Annotated in this window: 16 protein-coding genes; 9 read left to right on the top strand and 7 right to left on the bottom strand. The window is 66.7% G+C overall.

Going from position 1 to position 17,268, the window contains the following annotated elements:
- Positions 1 to 48: 48 nt before the first annotated feature.
- Together efeO and efeU are read right to left on the bottom strand one after the other, a co-directional pair.
- On the bottom strand, positions 49 to 1,284 hold the full coding sequence (gene efeO, locus ABTV68_RS06630) for an iron uptake system protein EfeO (RefSeq protein WP_433676821.1): 1,236 nt from the start codon (positions 1,282 to 1,284) through the stop codon (positions 49 to 51).
- Positions 1,285 to 1,368: 84 nt separating this feature from the next.
- A complete protein-coding gene (gene efeU, locus ABTV68_RS06625) occupies positions 1,369 to 2,304 on the bottom strand; it encodes an iron uptake transporter permease EfeU (RefSeq protein WP_433676820.1) in 936 nt (311 codons plus the stop codon).
- 242 nt (positions 2,305 to 2,546) lie between these two features.
- Here efeU and ABTV68_RS06620 point away from each other — a divergent pair, with 242 nt between their 5' ends.
- Together ABTV68_RS06620 and ABTV68_RS06615 are read left to right on the top strand one after the other, a co-directional pair.
- Complete coding sequence (locus tag ABTV68_RS06620; protein WP_433676819.1) at positions 2,547 to 3,557, top strand: isopenicillin N synthase family dioxygenase; 1,011 nt, start codon at positions 2,547 to 2,549, stop codon at positions 3,555 to 3,557.
- A 75-nt stretch (positions 3,558 to 3,632) separates the two neighbouring features.
- Positions 3,633 to 4,115 (top strand): hypothetical protein, encoded by a 483-nt coding sequence (locus tag ABTV68_RS06615; RefSeq protein ID WP_433676818.1) that lies wholly within the window; start codon positions 3,633 to 3,635, stop codon positions 4,113 to 4,115.
- Between the two features lie 7 nt (positions 4,116 to 4,122).
- Here the strand turns inward: ABTV68_RS06615 and ABTV68_RS06610 are convergent, their stop codons facing one another.
- Positions 4,123 to 4,785, bottom strand: coding sequence for a GntR family transcriptional regulator (locus ABTV68_RS06610; protein ID WP_433676817.1), 663 nt, complete (start codon positions 4,783 to 4,785; stop codon positions 4,123 to 4,125).
- Entirely contained in the window at positions 4,772 to 6,262 is a 1,491-nt protein-coding gene (locus ABTV68_RS06605; RefSeq protein WP_433676816.1) for a chlorohydrolase family protein, read from the bottom strand. The genes ABTV68_RS06610 and ABTV68_RS06605 overlap by 14 nt, the downstream gene beginning before the upstream one ends.
- 149 nt (positions 6,263 to 6,411) lie before the next feature.
- Here ABTV68_RS06605 and ABTV68_RS06600 point away from each other — a divergent pair, with 149 nt between their 5' ends.
- The 7 genes from ABTV68_RS06600 (at position 6,412) to ABTV68_RS06570 (ending at position 14,987) form a co-directional block, all read left to right on the top strand.
- Entirely contained in the window at positions 6,412 to 7,419 is a 1,008-nt protein-coding gene (locus ABTV68_RS06600) for an ABC transporter permease (protein ID WP_433676815.1), read from the top strand.
- 48 nt (positions 7,420 to 7,467) lie between these two features.
- Positions 7,468 to 9,207: an ABC transporter substrate-binding protein gene (locus ABTV68_RS06595; RefSeq protein WP_433676814.1), complete on the top strand. Its 1,740-nt coding sequence runs from the start codon at positions 7,468 to 7,470 to the stop codon at positions 9,205 to 9,207.
- A 59-nt stretch (positions 9,208 to 9,266) separates the two neighbouring features.
- Complete coding sequence (locus tag ABTV68_RS06590) at positions 9,267 to 10,268, top strand: ABC transporter permease (protein ID WP_433676813.1); 1,002 nt, start codon at positions 9,267 to 9,269, stop codon at positions 10,266 to 10,268.
- 79 nt (positions 10,269 to 10,347) lie between these two features.
- On the top strand, positions 10,348 to 11,400 hold the full coding sequence (locus ABTV68_RS06585) for an ABC transporter ATP-binding protein (RefSeq protein ID WP_433676812.1): 1,053 nt from the start codon (positions 10,348 to 10,350) through the stop codon (positions 11,398 to 11,400).
- A 79-nt stretch (positions 11,401 to 11,479) separates the two neighbouring features.
- Entirely contained in the window at positions 11,480 to 12,475 is a 996-nt protein-coding gene (locus ABTV68_RS06580) for an ABC transporter ATP-binding protein (RefSeq protein WP_433676811.1), read from the top strand.
- Between the two features lie 90 nt (positions 12,476 to 12,565).
- Complete coding sequence (locus ABTV68_RS06575; protein ID WP_433676810.1) at positions 12,566 to 13,777, top strand: amidohydrolase family protein; 1,212 nt, start codon at positions 12,566 to 12,568, stop codon at positions 13,775 to 13,777.
- 58 nt (positions 13,778 to 13,835) lie between these two features.
- Entirely contained in the window at positions 13,836 to 14,987 is a 1,152-nt protein-coding gene (locus ABTV68_RS06570) for an MFS transporter (RefSeq protein WP_433676809.1), read from the top strand.
- Between the two features lie 50 nt (positions 14,988 to 15,037).
- Here the strand turns inward: ABTV68_RS06570 and ABTV68_RS06565 are convergent, their stop codons facing one another.
- The 3 genes from ABTV68_RS06565 to rpsO all read right to left on the bottom strand — a co-directional run bounded on the left by ABTV68_RS06565 (position 15,038) and on the right by rpsO (position 17,049).
- A complete protein-coding gene (locus ABTV68_RS06565) occupies positions 15,038 to 15,853 on the bottom strand; it encodes a hypothetical protein (protein WP_433676808.1) in 816 nt (271 codons plus the stop codon).
- A gap of 10 nt (positions 15,854 to 15,863) precedes the next feature.
- Positions 15,864 to 16,412 (bottom strand): papain-like cysteine protease family protein, encoded by a 549-nt coding sequence (locus ABTV68_RS06560; RefSeq protein WP_433676807.1) that lies wholly within the window; start codon positions 16,410 to 16,412, stop codon positions 15,864 to 15,866.
- 367 nt (positions 16,413 to 16,779) lie between these two features.
- Complete coding sequence (gene rpsO / locus ABTV68_RS06555; protein ID WP_018187174.1) at positions 16,780 to 17,049, bottom strand: 30S ribosomal protein S15; 270 nt, start codon at positions 17,047 to 17,049, stop codon at positions 16,780 to 16,782.
- Between the last annotated feature and the right edge of the window lie 219 nt (positions 17,050 to 17,268).

Here is a 17,268-nt window from a genome sequence, read left to right as displayed (position 1 = left end):
GACGACCCTGCCAGAACTCGGGATGTTCGTCACGTCACTCCAGATTTGTCACTCCAGGATGGTCGAGGTGAGCTGCGACAGCGGCTCCGCGAGCGCGTTGACCTCGTCGGTCAGCGTCTTGCGGTCGGCGTCGGTGAGCTCCAGGTAGGACACGAAGCCCTCGTCCAGCGAGCCGTAGGTCGCGAGGGCGGATTCCAGGTTGGCATAGCCGTCCGCGATCTCGCTGACAAGCTTCTTCGCGTCGTCGCCCTTCGTGGCGGCGTAGTCCTGCACCAGCGAGAACGCCATCTTGGAGCCCTCGACGTTGGCGGCGAAGTCGGAGAGGTCGGTGTGGCTCCACCAGTCCTCTTCACCCGAGATCTTGCCCGTGGCGACCTCGTCCAGCAGTGCGATCGCGCCGTTGGACAGCGATGCGACGCCCTGCGCCTCAAGCGTGGAGGAGAAGTCGTCGGAGTGGACGTAGTCGTACAGCTCCTGGATGTCGGTGACCAGCTGGTCGCCGAACGACTTGCGTTCCTCGGTGGTCGAGGGGTTCCAGTCCTGCCACGCAGGAGTGACATCGTCCGAGTTCAGCGCGTCCTTCGCCGGCACCCAGAGGTCCTTCTCGATGCGGTGGAATCCGGTCCAGTCCAGCCCCTCGGCGACGGCGTCGACTTCGCGGTAGTCGATGCGCGGGTCGAGGTCGCCGAGCGCCTCAGCGATCGGCTCGATGCGCTCGTACGACACGCGCGTGGAGGCGAACAGCGAGCGCGCCGTCTCATCGTCGCCCGACTCGTACGCGTCGACGAAGGCCTGCACCTGCGGCACCAACTGGGAGACCTGCTCCTTCACGAACGCGGCGTACAGATCGACCGCTTGCGTCATCTGCTCGGCGTCGTCACCCGTCGCCGCGACCGCGTCGCCGGTGACGGTGAAGGCTGTCTTGCCCACACCGTCGCCGATCATTCCCGGCTTGCACACCGTGAAGTAGTCACCCGGCTGGGCGACGACAGTGAGGGTGCGGGAGGCGCCCGGTGCAATGTTCTCCACCTCGCCGACGATGCGGAGCCCGTCCGAGGCGAGCAGGTAGAACTCGTTCACCTTCGATGAGGAGTTCTCGACCTCGAAGGTGACGGTGCCGCTAGCCGCGGTGTCGGTCGAGACCGCGCACGACGAATCGTCGGCTGCGACGGAGAGGCTGCCGCCGGCGGCGGTGTCCGCCTTGGCGACGCAGCCGGCGAGGGCGAGGGCAGACAGTGCGATGCCGGCAGTGGCGGCAAGGGCACGGGGGCGCAGCGAGGACATCGGTTCCTTCCGATCCGGCGAGGCCGGCGAGGGTGGTGAGGGATCAGGTGTGTTGGCGAAAGATCAGGACAGTAGCGGGGAGGTTCAGGCGGGGACGGGCGCGGACGCGGACACCGGCGCCGCCTGCGCCCGCGGAGCGCGTCGGCTCACGCGGCGCACGAACAGGGTGCCGACGATCGCGACGTAGAGGATCCAGGCGATCACCTGAAGCCAGGTCATCGTGGGCATGAATCCGACCGTGGCCTGCCCGAGGACGGCCAGCCACTCCCCCGGGTGGACCACGGCAGAGACGTCGAACGCGTAGCCGAACGGGAATCCTGCGGGACCCACGGCGACGCCGCCAACGGCGGCGGCACCGGCGGCGGCCAGCGGGGCCAGCGCACCCCACGGACCCGGAAGCACACCGGATTCCTGCAGGTCATGCATCGCGTAGGCCAGCACGCCCGCCGCGACGACCACCAGGATGCCGCCCGTCCACGTGAAGAACGTGCCGAGGTTCAGGCGCAGCATGCCCCGCGACAACAGCGCGCCGGCGGTGATCGAGATCGCGAATCCGATCAGGGCACCGGTGAGACTGGCGGGCGCGTTGCCCGCGGACTGGACGACGGACCACAGCATCAGCGTGGTCTCCACGCCCTCGCGGATGACGGAGACGAAGCCGAGCACCACGATGCCCCAGAGCCCACCGGTCGCAAGGGCACGATCCACGCCGCCCTCCAGCGACTTCTTCATCGTGCGAGCGGTCTTCTGCATCCAGAAGATCATCCAGGTGACGAAGCCGACGGCCACCAGTGACAGCGTGCCGCCGATGATCTCCTGCGCCTGGAACGTCAGTTCGTAAGCGCCGAACGTCAGGATCGCGCCGATGCCAAGCGAGATGGCCACGGCGAGGCCGACGCCGGCCCAGAGGCGAGGCAGCACATCGCGACGACCGAGGCGACTGAGGTAGGCCACCAGGATGCCGACGATGAGGGCAGCTTCCAGACCTTCGCGAAGGCCGATGAGCAGAGAGCCGAGCACAGCAGAAACTTCCGTTGATCAGGCAGACGGCACGGGCACGACTGCGCCCGAAGGGGGCGTGACTAAGGTACGCCTTACTTTCATCTGATGACAAGTTGAGATGCGCGCACATGCTCCCGATCGGCAGTGTCGCGCGACCGTGTCGTTCCTGCCGGTCGAGTCAGATAACGCCGCGTGACGCCAGATGAAGCCGTCTGTCACGCCAGGATGACCTCACCCGCGGAGCCGCCTATCGTCATGCCATGACCGATCTCTCGCTCCCCGTCCTTGACCTCTCGCTGCTGGACGGCGGCCCGGAATCCGCCGCCGCATTCCGCGATCAGCTCCGTGCCGCAACGCACGACGTCGGCTTCTTCTACCTCACAGGTACCGGTATTCCTGCCGAGTTGGAAGCACGCCTGCACCGCACGGCTCGCGAGTTCTTCGAACTGCCCGATGCGGACAAGCTCGCCATCGAGAACATCAACAGCCCGCAGTTCCGCGGCTATACGCGGGTCGGCGGCGAGCGCACGCAGGGACAGGTGGACTGGCGCGAGCAGATCGACATCGGACCGGAGCGCGAGGCGATCACGGACGAGTCGGCACCGGGGTACTCGCGCCTGATCGGACCGAACCTGTGGCCGGCGGCACAGCCGGAGCTGCGTGAGGTCGTCTCGCTGTGGCAGGACCACCTGACGGGTGTGGCGCGCAAGCTGCTTCGCGCTTGGGCGCTGGCGCTCGGGGCCGAGGAGAACTACTTCGACAAGCACTTCGGTGAGCCGTCGACCCTGCTGAAGATCGTCCGCTACCCCGGAACGGATGCCCCCGAGCCCCAGCAGGGCGTCGGTGCGCACAAGGACTCGGGCGTGCTCACGCTGCTGTGGGTGGAGCCGGGCAAGGGCGGACTGCAGGTGCACCGCGACGGCGAGTGGGTTGACGCGCCGTCTGTGCCGGGCGCTTTCGTGGTGAACATCGGCGAACTTCTCGAGTACGCCACGCAGGGCTACCTCATCGCGACCAATCACCGCGTGGTCTCGCCGCGCCTGCCCGACGACCGGATCTCGATCCCGTTCTTCTTCAACCCCGCCCTCGACGCCCGGCTGCCGATCATCGATCTGCCGGCCGAGCTCGCGGCCGAGGCTCGGGGCGTGACGGAGGATCCCACCAACCCGATCCACGCCCTCTACGGTGAGAACGCCCTGAAGTCGCGCCTGCGCGCCCACCCCGACGTCGCCGCCCGCCACCACGCGGACCTCGTCGCCGCCCGCGCCTGACACCGGCTCACAGCGCGTCTCGTCACGACCTTTCGTGGCGAGACGCGTGGCGGACCTGTCCAATAGAGTCGGCGGATGGGATTCTCGCTGCACTTCATGGTCATCGACCGGGACCAGATCATCGATGCCGATCGAGCGGGTCTCATCGCCTTCCTCGATGCCTCGCGGCTCCGCATCGACCGACGCTGGTCACAGCTCTCCAACGTGGACACCGACGAGCCCCTCTCCTTCGACGGTTCGCCGAGTGACTTCTCCCTGGATCCGCTCGATCAGGCGGACCCGGTCACGGGGTACTTGTCACACGCCACGTGCAGCCCAGCCGAGTGCGCGTTCATCTTCGATCTCTGCCGTGCCGGCCGCATGATGATCGTGAACGCGCAAGGTTCACCGATGTACATCGGAATCACGGGTATCCACAATCTCGAGGCATTTCCAGACCCGGAGGACACGGCGTTCGTCGGCAGCGGGGATGAGCTCTTCGAGGTGCTCAGCCTCGGTTACGCCGGGTTCCAGGAGTATCGCGCACGGGTCCTGCGCAGCTACGAGGACCGGACCTAGCCCCTCCTCAGTCGTCCAGGAGCGGGGCGAGGGCGGCGATCATGGGCCCGCGCGCCAGGTCGATGTGGGCGTACGACAGCGCCGACGCCGCCGCCGGACGCCCCGCCATGACAGCCTCGAAGATCTGCTGGTGCTCGATGGCGTGCTCGGCAGCTCGCGCGTCGCGCGTGAGCCGGAACTGCCACTCCATTCGGCCCCGCAGCGGCGCCAGGCTCCGCACCAGGCGCGCGTTGCCGCTCAGCCGCACCACCTCTTCGTGGAAGTCGAGACTGGGGATGTCGGCCTCATCCGCCTGCATCGCGGACAGCTCCCCCATGACCTCGACCAGCGGTGCCGGGTCGACCTCGCCGTTCGCGATCCGCTCGGCCGCGCGGCCGGCCGCGAACGGCTCGATGCAGAGCCGGAGCTCGAACAGATGCTCCAGATCGGCGCGTGTCACGGGGGCGACCGTGACACCGCGGTTGGGCAGCGACTGGACGAAGCCCTCGGATTCCAGGCGCTGCAGCGCCTCCCGCACCGGGATGCGCGACACCTCGTATCGGTCCGAGATCTCCCGCTCCTTCAGGCGGGCTCGGGACGGGTACGTGCCGTCGACGATCCCACGCAGCAGCGCGCGATAGACGTGATCGGCCAGGGCGTTGCCGTCCACGGCGGCGTCAGTCCTCGACACGGCCTCCCCCTTCGTTCACCAGCGGAAACACCGGCGGGAACAGTTCGGCGGTCGTGCCGCCGCGGTGGTCTCGACCCGCGTAGGCGTCCCGCATCCGGTTGAACAGTACCTGAGCATCGTGCCGGATCTCCTCCAGGTCGATGCCCGGGATCCGCCCGTCCCGCATCACGACGCGGCCCGCCACCATGGTCAATCGCGCGTCGCGCGCCGAACCCGCGAGGACGAGGTTGCGCAGCGGATCCTCGATCGGTCCGAACCGCACGTCGTCGAGGCCGAAGGCGGTCAGATCCGCGGTCGCTCCCACCTCGATACGGCCGAGATCGGACCGCTTCAGCGCCGTCGCGCCGCCGAGGGTCGCGGCGGTGACGTACCCCGCGATGTCGCCGGCCGACAGATCGCGGTTCTGCACCTTCGCGACGGACACGCCGGTATCGATGCCGCGGATGAGGTCAGGCGGGAAGGAGTCGGTCCCGAGCGAGATGTTGAGCCCTGCGGCCCGGTAGCGGGCGAAGGTCTCCAGCTCGGAGCCGTACCGCGCGTTCGTCAGCGGGCAGTGGACGATCGAGACCCCCGCGTCCACCAGGGTGGCGAGATCTCCGCGGTCCTCGCCGTGCACGCGCGGATTGACGTCGAGGAAGACGCCGTGCGGAATGATCAGGCGGTCGCCGAGCAGTCCGGAGCGCTCGATCAGTTCCAGCGGCGTGCAACCGTGTTCGGCCACGATGTAGTCGCGTTCGAAGTCTCCCTGCAGCGCGTGCAGGCGCACGAGGGCGCCCCGCTCAGCGGCGGCCTCCGCGGTGGCACGCAGCAGCTCGGGCGTCAACGTCTCCACGCGACACGGCAGGAAGACCGGAGTGAGTAGGTCGTCGTTCCAGGCCGCAACCTCGTCGAAGAATCGGATCGCGTCCTGAAGCCCCACCTCCCCCTCGGCGGGATCGAACCGGATCGCGCGCCGACCGGCGCTGTCAACGACGTTCACGCCGGATCGATAGGACGGGCCCAGGAAGCCGCGCAGCCCGAGGGTGCGGGAGAACTCCGCCATCGCGAAGAAATCGTCGGCCTCTTCGGCCCACACCGAGTGGACCTCGCTGGCGATGGGCATGTACGAGGTGATGCCGTGCAGCGCCAGCTGCACGAGGCCGATCTCCCGGACCCGACGGCGCTCTTCCGCGGTGAACACGTGCTCCCGCCGTGCGAGGTACTCCTCGGACCACTGCAGACGACGTGCCCGTTCGGGTGTGGTGAACGAGTCCAGGATCAGGTGATCGATGTCGGTGAGCGCGTCCAGGTCGATGAGTCCCGGCATTAGCAGACTGGCTCCGAGCGCGATCACGTCGTCGAACGGCCCGACCGCGTCTTCGAGTCGGCCGACGAAGGCGATCCGGCCGTCCTCCACCACCACGGCACCGTCACGCAGTTCTCGATGTTCCCCGTCCGCGTGGACGAGGACGTAGTCGGCGGTGAGCAGCGTGCGCATGGAACTCCTTTGGCATGGCGTGGTATCCCAAATCTGGCATTCTGCCGCGCTGAAAGCAACTTCTCGGCGCATTGTGAACTTTTGGTATACATCCACGTACAGATTGGTATACCGTTTCGACCATCCGCTCCCCGACACAGAGGACGATCGTGACCGAGACAACGACGACAGCACCACGCACCGAGGTGATCGACACCCCGAAGGTCGCCACCGGACGTTCGCTGCTGGCGACCGCCTGGTTGCGCATCAAGCGCAGCAAGATCGCCATGACCTCCCTCGCCGTCGTGGTGCTCATCGTGCTGTTCGCTCTGCTGGCACCGGTGCTGACCGCGATCGAGGGCCAGGACCCCAACACCACCAACACCGGTCCCGACGTGCTCGACAACTTCATGACGCCGGGGCTGCCCCTCCCGGAGTACATGTATCCGTCCGCCCAACACTGGCTGGGCGTTGAGCCGGGCCTCGGGCGCGACATCTTCGCCCGGCTGGCCTACGGAGCGCAGGTGTCATTGCTCATCGCGCTGCTGTCCACCCTGGTATCCGTCGTGCTCGGCACCGTGCTGGGCGCCGCGGCCGGATACTTCGGCGGCAAGGTCGACACGGTCATCAGCCGGCTGATCGACCTGTTCCTGGCGTTCCCCCACCTGCTCCTGGTGCTCTCCCTCACGCCGATTCTGCAGTCCCGCCTCCGCGACACTCCCCTCGGACAGGGCAGTTTCGTGCCGATCGCCTCGCTCGTGATCATCCTCGGCTTCTTCGGCTGGGCGTACCTCGCCCGCGTCGTGCGCGGCCAGGTGCTCAGCATTCGCGAGCAGGAGTTCATCGAGGCCGCGCGCTCGTACGGAGCCTCGCGCTGGTCGATCATCTTCACGCAGGTCATCCCGAACGTCTCGGGCGTCGTGCTGGTGTACGCCACCATGATGATCCCCACCAACATCTCCGCCGAGGCCGCGCTCTCCTTCCTGGGCGTCGGCGTGAAGGACCCGACCCCGTCCTGGGGTCAGATGCTCAACGCGGCTCAGGCCGGCAACTGGTACCTGTCTGACCCGTGGTTCCTCATCGTGCCCGGCACCGCGCTGGTGATCACCGTGCTCGCGTTCAACCTGCTCGGCGATGCCGTGCGCGACGCCCTGGATCCCAAGGCCTCGCGCGGCTGACCGCTCCCGACCCCTTCCCTCCCTCACCATCACATGAAAGAGAAGTCCATGAAGCACCGCAGTTCCCTGCTCGCGGCGTCAGCCCTCACATTGGCGCTCGCCATCACGGGGTGCACCGCCGGCGGCAGCACCGGTTCGACTGCCGGCAACGGCGCCGGCTCCACGGCATCGTCGACCAACGACCCCTACGCGGCGAAGATCGTCGAACCCGGATTCACCACTCCCGGTGGCAATGTCAACGTCCTGATGTCCGCGGACTTCATGACGCTGGACCCGGGAAACAACAACTACGTGCAGACCGCCAACGTGGCGCAGCTCTACTACCGCACGCTGACGATGGCCAAGGAGACCGCGGGCCAGCCTCCGGAGATCGTTCCGGACCTCGCCACCGACCTCGGTCAGGTGTCGGAGGACGGGCTCACCTGGACCTACACGCTGAAGGACGGGCTGAAGTACGAGGACGGCACGCCGATCACGTCCGCCGACGTGAAGTACGGCATCGAGCGCACCTTCGCCCGCGACGTCTTCACCCAGGCGCCGCAGGAGCTGAACGCGGTGCTCGACGCCGACACCTACACGGGCCCGTACACCGGGGGCGACCTCGCTGCGGTCGAGACCCCGGACGACAAGACGATCGTCTTCCACCTCAAGCAGCCGTATCCCGACTTCCCCGCGCTCGCGTCACGCTCCAACAGCGCTCCGGTGCCGCGGGCGAAGGACACGCAGCTTGACTACACCAACCATCCGATCTCCTCCGGTCCGTACATGATCGAGTCCTACGATCGCGGTCGCGAGCTGAAGCTGGTGCGCAACCCGCACTGGGACCCGGAGACGGACCCGAACCGCACCGCACTGCCGGACACCTTCACGTTCTCGCTGTCCACCGCCCAGGCCACGATCAGTCAGCAGCTGCTCAGCGACTCCGACCCCACGGCGATCACGCTGGACTCCAATGGCGCGCTGCAGGCCTCGGACACGGGTCGCCTGACGGACCCGACCATCGCCCCGCGCACCGCAGCGGGCCTGCTCGGCTGCACCGACATCCTGAACTTCAACACCACGACGATCACCGATCCGGATGTGCGTCACGCGCTCGCCCTCGCGATCGACCGATCGGCCATCCAGGTGCAGTACGGCGGCCCGCGCTTCGGCAAGATCACCAACTCGTACCTGAACGACGCGCAGGTCGGCTGGATCGAGCCGACCATCGACCTGGATCCGTCGGGTGCTGCGAAGCTGGAGGAGGCTCAGAAGCTACTCGAGGGCAAGGACGTGCCGAAGACGCTCACCTACGGCTACGCCAACGCCACCGAGCGCTACAAGAACCTCGGCACCGTGCTGCAGCAGAACCTCAAGGAGCTCGGCATCGATCTTCAGCTGGTGGCGATCCCCTCGGCGAACTACTACACCACCCTCGCCGGCGACCAGATGCCCGACATCGCCCGCTCCGGTTGGTGCGGCGGCGCGGCATCGGGCTCGACCCGCACCACCGTCGATCCGCAGCTCGGCCCGAGCCTGGACGGCACCACGTACGGCTTCAGCAACATCTCCCGCTACTACGACGCGAAGCTGTCGGGCGAGATGTACGAGCTGCGCAACACGAACGGCAGCTCCGAAGAGCTGAACACGCAGTGGAGCGAGCTGTACAACACCGCCATGGAGACGTACCCGATCGTCCCGCTGATGCGCTCGTTCACCAACAGCGTCGTCGGCTCGAAGATCCGCAACGCCCAGGTCGGCTACTTCTTCGGAAGCATCGATCTGTCCACCGTCGGCGTCGAGAACTGACGCCCCGCCTCATCTGAAAGGACGGGGCCGGTCCACGGACCGGCCCCGTACAGGACACCATGCTCTCCTTCCTCGTCCGTCGCGTGACCGGGCTGATCCTGCTGCTGCTGGTGGTCAGCTTCGTCACCTTCACCCTGTTCCAGATCGGCCCGGCCGATCCCGCAGCGGCTGCCTGCGGCCAGGAGTGCACTCCCGATCGCATCGAGCAGGCGCGCATCGCGCTCGGCATGGACAAGCCGTTCCTCGAGCAGTACCTGATCTATCTCTCCGGCTTCTTCGGCTCGCGCCTGGTGGGCGCACCCGGGGCGGAACAGCTGTGCGCCTGGCCGTGCCTCGGCAAGTCGTTCCAGACCAATGAGAACGTCACCGACATCCTGGCCCGCGCCCTTCCCTACACGCTCTCGATCGCCGTCGGTGCCGTGATCCTGTGGACCGTCGTCGGTGTTGGTCTCGGCCTTCTCGCCGCGCTGCGCAAGGGCAAGGCCACCGACAAGATCATCGTCGGTGCCGCGTCGGTCGGCGTCTCCCTGCCGGTGCCAGTGACGGGTCTGCTGCTCCTGCTGATCTTCGTCAGCACCCTGCATGTTCTGCCGTTCACCAGCAACCAGATCACCTCGCCGTTCGGCCCCGCAGGCCCCGCCGCGTGGATGCTCAACTACCTGCTGCCGTGGGTGGCCCTGGCCATCCTGTTCAGCGCGCAGTACATCCGCATCACCCGCAACAGCATGATCGAGACGTTCGGCGAGGACTTCATGCGCACGGCGCGCGCGAAGGGGCTCGCACCGCAGCGGATCGTCTTCCATCACGGCGTGCGCGCAGGGATCACCCCGATCGTCACCATGCTCGGCCTGGACCTCGGCGGTCTGCTGGGCGGCGCCGTGCTCACCGAGCAGATCTTCTCAGTCCCCGGCCTCGGCTTCACCGCCGTGCACGCCGCGATCGCGGGTGATCTCCCGGTCACGATGGCCATCACGATGCTGGCCGCCTTCTTCATCATCACGGCGAACGTGGTCGTCGACCTCGCCTACGCCGGCATCGACCCGAGAGTGAGGGTCAACTGATGGCTCTTCCATGCAACGACAACGCACCTGTCGTCGACCTCGCCTACGCCGGCATCGACCCGAGAGTGAGGGTCAACTGATGACCGCGCCTGTCTCTGATACCCCGACTCCGTCGCTCAACGATCCCGTACCTTTCCTCGACATCCGCGATCTCCGTGTCGCCTTCCCCACCGACGACGGACTCGTCCATGCGGTCAATGGCATGGATCTCACGCTCGGCCGGGGCGAGACCGTGGGCATCGTCGGCGAGTCCGGTTCCGGCAAGACCGTCACCAGCCAGGCGTTGATGGGTCTTCTCAAGGGCACCCGCGCTCAGGTCGGCGGTCAGATCCTCTTCGACGGGACCGACCTGGTCCCGCTCGGCGAGAACGAGATGCGTCCGTATCGCGGCAAGCGCATCGGGATGATCTTCCAGGATCCGCTGTCCGCGATGCACCCGTTCTACACCGTGGGCAAGCAGATCGCCGAGGCCTACCGCGTTCACAACGCCGTGAGTGCGAAAGCGGCGAAGGCGCAGAGCATCGACATGCTCGCTCGCGTCGGCATCGCGGATCCGGTGGCCCGGTTCGACGCCTACCCGCACGAGTTCTCCGGCGGTATGCGCCAGCGCGCGATGATCGCGATGGCGCTGATCTGCGAGCCCGAGCTGCTCATCGCCGACGAGCCGACCACGGCGCTCGATGTGACCGTGCAGGCGCAGATCCTTGACCTGATCGCCTCGCTGCAGGCGGAGACCGGCTCATCGGTGATCTATGTGACGCATGACCTGGGTGTCGTGGCCGAGGTCTGCGAGCGCGTCGTGGTGATGTACGGCGGGCAGTGCGTGGAGGAGGCTGAGGTTCGCGACGCGTTCCGCTCCCCTGCACACCCGTACACGCGCGGACTTCTCGCGTCGATGCCGTCGATGGCCGACACGGCGGGCCGGCTCACGCCGATCCCCGGTTTTCCGCCGTCGCTGTTGAATCTGCCGCAGGGTTGCCTGTTCGCCGACCGCTGCCCGGTGTCGCACCTGGTTCCCGACGACCGGTGCCGCACCGAACGACCGCAGCTCGCGCCGGCCGGCGGGGAGGACCACCGCGCCCGCTGCTTCGTCCCCGCATCGGTGCTCGCCGCCTCAGGGACCAGCTCATGAATCGCGTGGATCGCTTGGCTCGTTCATCCGTGCTCGCCGCCTCATCCCTCCCCACCGTCGTCACGTCAGGAGATACCGCATGAACGCTCCGCTGCTGCAGGTCGACGACCTCGCGAAGCACTTCTCCGTCAAACGCGGATTCCTGAAGGGCACGTCCACGGTGAAGGCGGTCGACGGCGTCTCCTTCACCCTCGAGCGCGGCAAGACGCTGGGCCTCGTCGGTGAGTCCGGGTGCGGCAAGTCGACCACCGGGCGGCTGCTGATGCGTCTGCTCGACCCCACGGGCGGACGCATCCTCGTGGACGGCACGGACGTGTCGGAACTGCGCGGCGCGGATCTGCACGCCTTCCGTCGCCGGGTGCAGATGGTGTTCCAGAACCCGTCCTCCTCCCTGAATCCGCGTCAGAGTGTCGGCTCTGCCATCGCGGCGCCGCTGCGAGCTCAGCGGATCGAGCCGAAGGAGGGGATGAAGATGCGCGTGATGACCCTCATGGACCGGGTGGGTCTTCGTCCCGAGCATGTGAATCGCTTCCCGCACGAGTTCTCCGGCGGACAGAAGCAGCGCGTCGGGATTGCCCGCGCGCTCGCTCTCGAACCCGACGTCGTGATCTGTGACGAGCCGGTGTCCGCGCTCGACGTGTCGGTGCAGGCACAGGTGATCAATCTCTTGGAGGACATCCAGGCCGATCTCGGGATCTCCTATGTGTTCATCGCACACGATCTGTCCGTCGTGAAGCACATCGCCGATGATGTCGCCGTCATGTACCTCGGGCGGATCCTGGAGCACGGCACACGGGATCAGGTGTTCGATGCGCCGCAGCACCCGTACACGCGCGCGCTGCTGTCGTCCGTGCCGAGCCCGGATCCCGACGCGGATCGCAGCGGCCGCATTCGTCTCACCGGAGATCTGCCTCACCCGTCGAACCCGCCGAGCGGCTGCGTGTTCCGCACGCGCTGCCCCGTCTTCGCGCAGCTGTCTCCCGCGCAGCAGCAGGTGTGCATCGATGAGCGTCCGCGCGGCGATGTCGCCTGTCACCATCTCCCGGCCGCCGCGGCCCAGGTCGCCGCCGTCTGACGCGATCCCCCGTGCTGCGTTCAGCATCCGCGAAACCAGCACACACCTCATGCCGTCGCGGCGCTGTTCGCCGCGTCCGAAAGGAAGAACATGATCATCCGCAACGTGCGCCCGTGGGGTGCCGAGTCCTCCGACGTCCTGATCGAAAACGGTCGCATCTCAGCGGTCCGCCGACACGACCCGTCCGTTCCGCTCGCAGAGGGTGATGTCGACGGTCGGGACCGGTTGCTGCTGCCATCCTTCAGCGACGTGCACGTGCACCTCGACTCCACCCGCATCGGGCTTCCGTTCCGACCGCACACGGGCGCGCCCGGGGTGTGGGGAATGATGATGAACGACCGACGGAACTGGCGCGATGCGGAGATCGACCTTCCCACCCGCGTGGCGGGAACGCTGGAGAAGATGATCGCGCACGGCACCACGCGAGTTCGCTCTTACGCTCAGGTGGACGTGGACTGCAAGCTGGAGAAGTTCGACGCCGTCATGGCTGCGAAGGAGCGTTTCGCCGACCACGCCGACGTGCAGGTGATGACGTTCCCGCAGGCGGGAATCCTGCGCGAAGAAGGCACAGTGGACTGGCTGGAGGAGTCGCTCCGGCAGGGTGCCGACGTGATGGGCGGCATCGATCCCTGCCAGCTAGACCGGGACCCGGCGAAGCACCTGGACATCGTGTTCGCTCTCGCGGAGAAGTATCAGGTCGAGATCGACATCCATCTGCACGAGCCCGGCGAGCTGGGGGTCTTCAGCACCGATCTCGTGGTCGAGCGCACGCGGGCGCTGGGGATGCAGGGCAAGGTGACGATGTCGCATGCCTATGAGCTCGGCGGTGTCAGCGAGGCCACCAGTCGACGCCTGATCGACACTTTCGCGGAGCTGGACATCGCCATGGCGACGGTCGCTCCGTCCACGACGAAGCACCTCTCCCTGGCTGCGCTCACCGAGGCCGGTGTTCGCGTGGGTCTCGGCGAGGACGGCCAGCGCGACTACTGGAGCCCCTATGGCAACGGCGACATGCTGGATCGCACCTGGCAGCTCGCCTTCGTCAACGGCTTCCGTCGCGACGACCTGGTAGAGCTGGCCCTGGGCGTTGCGACAACGGGTGGGGCCGCGATCATGTCGCACGACGCCCCGCGGCTGACGCGCGTCGGGGAGCACCCGGGTACCGGCGTCGGCGACCGCGCCGATCTGCTCCTGGTGGACGGCGAGACGCCCACCAGCGCGGTGATGGACCGCGGCAGGGACCGCACGGTCATCCACGACGGTCGTGTGGTGGCCGAGGGACTTCGTGTCGTCGGCGGCTGATCACACGCGAGTCAGGGTGACGACGAGGGCGGGAGGATCTTCCGCCCTCGTTCTCACCGTGACGCTGCTCATCGGGATCAACCTGCGTCCTGCCATCACGTCCGTCGCTGCGCTGCTGCACGAGACGACGGTGCAGTTCGGCCTGTCCCCCGCCTGGTCCGCCGCCCTGGCGACGCTGCCGGTGATCGCGTTCGGCGTCACCGCTCCCCTCGGTCCGCTGCTGGCCCGGCGGATCGGAACGGCGGCAGCCCTCGCCGTGTCTATGGGTGTCCTCGCGATCACGCTGGTGCTGCGCGTGGTGGCTCCCGAGGCGCTGCTGATCGGAACGTTCCTGGCCGGTATGGCCATCATGGCGGCAGGGACCCTCCTGCCGCAGTACCTGAAGGCGCAGTCGGCGTCAGGCCTCTGGGTGGGCCTGAGTGGGATGTCCTTCGGGGTGGGGGCGGCGATCGGCGCAAGTCTCGTGGTGCCCCTCTTTCGGGCAGCCGGCGACAGCGCCCCGATCGCGCTCGGCGCCTGGGCTGTGCCGGCGGTGCTGGCCTGCATCGGGATGGTGATCGCGATGCGCGGCGGACCCCCTCCGACGGTGAGCGCGCGCATCCGTGCACCGCGGACGGCGGCGGGAACGGTCACCGTTCTGCTGGTCACCGCGATGTTCGGCCTGCAGGCGCTGCTGTACTTCGCCGTGACGGCCTATCTGCCGAAGATCCTGCTGGAACGCGGACTGGACGCGGCGGAAGCCGGATGGCTCCTGGCCTGGTTCAGCATCACTGGGCTGCTGCCCACGCTCGCGATGCCGATGATCGCTCGACGACGCTCGCTGCTGCTCTGGTGCGCTCCGGCAATCGGGGCACTGACCGCCGCGGGGATGGTGTGGCTGCTCCTAGCGGACGGCCCGTACCTGGTGATCGTGGGCCTGCTGGGCGCTGTTCAGTGCGGGGCCTTCGGTCTCGCGCTCGCCCTGATCGTACAGCTCGCGGTGGACGAAGAAACGGTTGGCGCAGTCTCATCGATCGCGCAAGGAAGCGGCTACGCCCTGGCCGGCATCGGATCTTTCCTCGTCGGAGTTGTCCATGATCTCTCCGGCTCCTGGGCACTCACGCTCGGAGTGCTGGCAGCCCTCGCGCTGGCCTTCGCCGTCGTCACCCTCATCACCGTGCGCCGCTCCCCCGTGTCGCTGTTCCAGCCGACGGGGTCTGTCAACGTCTGATCCCGGCCCCCGCCGCCTGCGTTTCTCGCGAGCGGGGGCCGGTGTAGACCTCAGGTGTTCGCGACTCCCGGCCCGCGTCGCGATCGACGAATGAGGAACACGACAATCAACGAGAGCACGAGTCCGAACCCCGCACCCGCCACAATCGGCCAGACGGGCGTCTCCTGGTGCACGGCGCCGACGCCGCCTCCCACAAGATCATCGGCTTCACCGTCGTCGCCCGCCTCAGCATTTACTTGCCATTGCTGCGCGAAGACCTTCTGCGCCTCGTGCAGGCTGAGAGGCGTGGTGAGAAGCGGATGCGCAGACAGATCGGGCAGCGGACGAACCGTGTCGCCCTCGATCGCGTAGTATTGACGATTTGCCGAGTGCACGACGAGGATCGCATCGGCCGGAAGCTCTGCGATCGCAGCGGCCAGGGTGGGGTCCGCATCGAAACCCGCCCAGGCGGGCCGAGTGGCTTCCCGAGTGATGAACTGGACGGCGAGGAGTTCATCACCGCGCATCAAGGGAGACACCCACGTCTCGAAGGGAGCAAAGATCACCTTCGTGTCTTCGCCGGCGAGAAACGCGGGAGTGAATTCGAAGAGCTCGGTAATGCTCCCTGATACGACATCTCCGGACAAATCCGGGATGTCCGGAAGCCCACCTCCGACAAGCTCCGTCCTTTCCGGAGTCGGCGTGTCAGATCCCCCGTTCTCTGCCACCACCGCTTGCGAGACGTGAGCGAGCTCACCCGACTCAACGTACTCCGTGATGTCCGTGGGAATGTCGTTTTCGGCAGCCGTCGCCGCACCGCTGGGAGCGAACGCCAGCACAATCGCGGCAACGATGGCAGCGATGCTCGAGGCAATTCTCCGACGCATGGCCCTTCTCCTAACTGATGCCGTCGCGAGTGTGAGTCCAGGAACGAGTCCCGGACGAAACGAACGCCGAATATGAAGCGACCTGATACGAGCTCTTCTCCGGATCAATGAAGGAAAGCGCGCTGCCGGTGTCATTGAATCCCCGAATCACAAGGACGTGGCCAACCGCGGTGCCGCTCCATGCCCAGCGAGCCATCACCGGCCGATTGGCGTTGAGCTCGAACTTGACGGAGTCGAACGAGATCGTGGATGACCGCATCGTCCCCACCCACACGCCCCCATTTGTCAGAGCGTTGGCCACGTCGGCACCAAAGCTCCCGGTTCCGTCAGGACACGAGCTGGTGCCTTTTCCCCACTTGTAAACAGTGCATTGCGACGGTGTCGCGCCCGTCAGGAACTTGATGACACTCTTCGACGTGGCCACCCAACACCAGTTGGGTTGCTCCTGCACATAGATTGGCGACGAGAGATATTTCGACGCGCCATATGCGCCGGCGCTGCCGCCCAGCACCGATACGGCAACGACTGCAATGACAGCTAATACACGTTTCGCATACATGTCTACCTTCTGAGAGGGGACGTGAGTCGCGAGAGAGACGGTGCGTCTTTTACCGGGAGGTGTGAGGGTATGCGCTTTCTGTCAGCCTGTTCGACCCTGTCCCCGTCATGGCGAACCCGCTCGCGCGTCGCCCCTGTCACCCTTTCATTCATCAGCGTTGATGAACTTCGTGAAGTAGCGAAGAAGATAGCATGCCGATCACGGCCAGGACAACACTTTTCGATAAGCAAGATGACGCGGGCTCATTCATCGCGGTTCGGCAGCGGAGTGGTGCTTCTCGGAACCCGGATAGACAAAGCGAGAGCCGCCCCACACCGTGGGGCGGCTCTCCAAGAATGTTTTGCGCGATTGTACGCGGCAGCGCTGCTTAGCGACGGAGACCGAGGCGCTCGATGAGCGAGCGGTAACGGTTGATGTCGACATCCTGCAGGTAACCCAGCAGGCGACGGCGCTGACCGACGAGCAGGAACAGACCACGACGCGAGTGGTGGTCGTGCTTGTGCTCCTTGAGGTGCTCGGTGAGGTCCTTGATGCGCTGCGTCAGCATCGCGACCTGCACCTCGGGGGATCCGGTGTCACCGGGGTGCGTCGCGTACTCTTCGATGATCGCCTTCTTGACGTCTGCTTCCAGTGCCATAAACGATCCCCTTTCTCTCGTTGCGCGGTGCCCATCGGTGAATCCGTGAGCTCTCTTATCCGCGGCCGATCAAACGGCAACCTCAATAGCTTACCCCACCGCGAGCGCGACTCCGGCCACCGGCGCCATGCGCCGATGGCACGGCAGCAGCGAGGGCGCACTCACGCCCGTCGTGTCCCTCCCCCTCGCCGCAGACTCCGCCCGAGACAGCCCTCGTTC

The organism is Microbacterium gorillae (assembly GCF_050990725.1).
In the GTDB taxonomy this organism is placed as follows: Bacteria; Actinomycetota; Actinomycetes; order Actinomycetales; family Microbacteriaceae; genus Microbacterium; species Microbacterium gorillae_A.
The sequence above is the reverse complement of the archived record's forward strand: the minus strand, read 5'-3'. Positions and strand labels throughout refer to the sequence as shown.

Bases quoted from the DNA above. Each gene is read 5' to 3' on its own strand.
- rpsO (WP_018187174.1), bottom strand. From the start codon at position 17,049: ATGGCACTGGAAGCAGACGTCAAGAAGGCGATCATCGAAGAGTACGCG.
- ABTV68_RS06590 (WP_433676813.1), top strand. From the start codon at position 9,267: ATGCTCTCCTTCCTCGTCCGTCGCGTGACCGGGCTGATCCTGCTGCTG.
- ABTV68_RS06595 (WP_433676814.1), top strand. From the start codon at position 7,468: ATGAAGCACCGCAGTTCCCTGCTCGCGGCGTCAGCCCTCACATTGGCG.
- efeO (WP_433676821.1), bottom strand. From the start codon at position 1,284: ATGTCCTCGCTGCGCCCCCGTGCCCTTGCCGCCACTGCCGGCATCGCA.
- ABTV68_RS06560 (WP_433676807.1), bottom strand. From the start codon at position 16,412: ATGTATGCGAAACGTGTATTAGCTGTCATTGCAGTCGTTGCCGTATCG.
- ABTV68_RS06575 (WP_433676810.1), top strand. From the start codon at position 12,566: ATGATCATCCGCAACGTGCGCCCGTGGGGTGCCGAGTCCTCCGACGTC.
- ABTV68_RS06615 (WP_433676818.1), top strand. From the start codon at position 3,633: ATGGGATTCTCGCTGCACTTCATGGTCATCGACCGGGACCAGATCATC.
- ABTV68_RS06585 (WP_433676812.1), top strand. From the start codon at position 10,348: ATGACCGCGCCTGTCTCTGATACCCCGACTCCGTCGCTCAACGATCCC.
- ABTV68_RS06580 (WP_433676811.1), top strand. From the start codon at position 11,480: ATGAACGCTCCGCTGCTGCAGGTCGACGACCTCGCGAAGCACTTCTCC.
- ABTV68_RS06605 (WP_433676816.1), bottom strand. From the start codon at position 6,262: ATGCGCACGCTGCTCACCGCCGACTACGTCCTCGTCCACGCGGACGGG.
- ABTV68_RS06565 (WP_433676808.1), bottom strand. From the start codon at position 15,853: ATGCGTCGGAGAATTGCCTCGAGCATCGCTGCCATCGTTGCCGCGATT.
- ABTV68_RS06620 (WP_433676819.1), top strand. From the start codon at position 2,547: ATGACCGATCTCTCGCTCCCCGTCCTTGACCTCTCGCTGCTGGACGGC.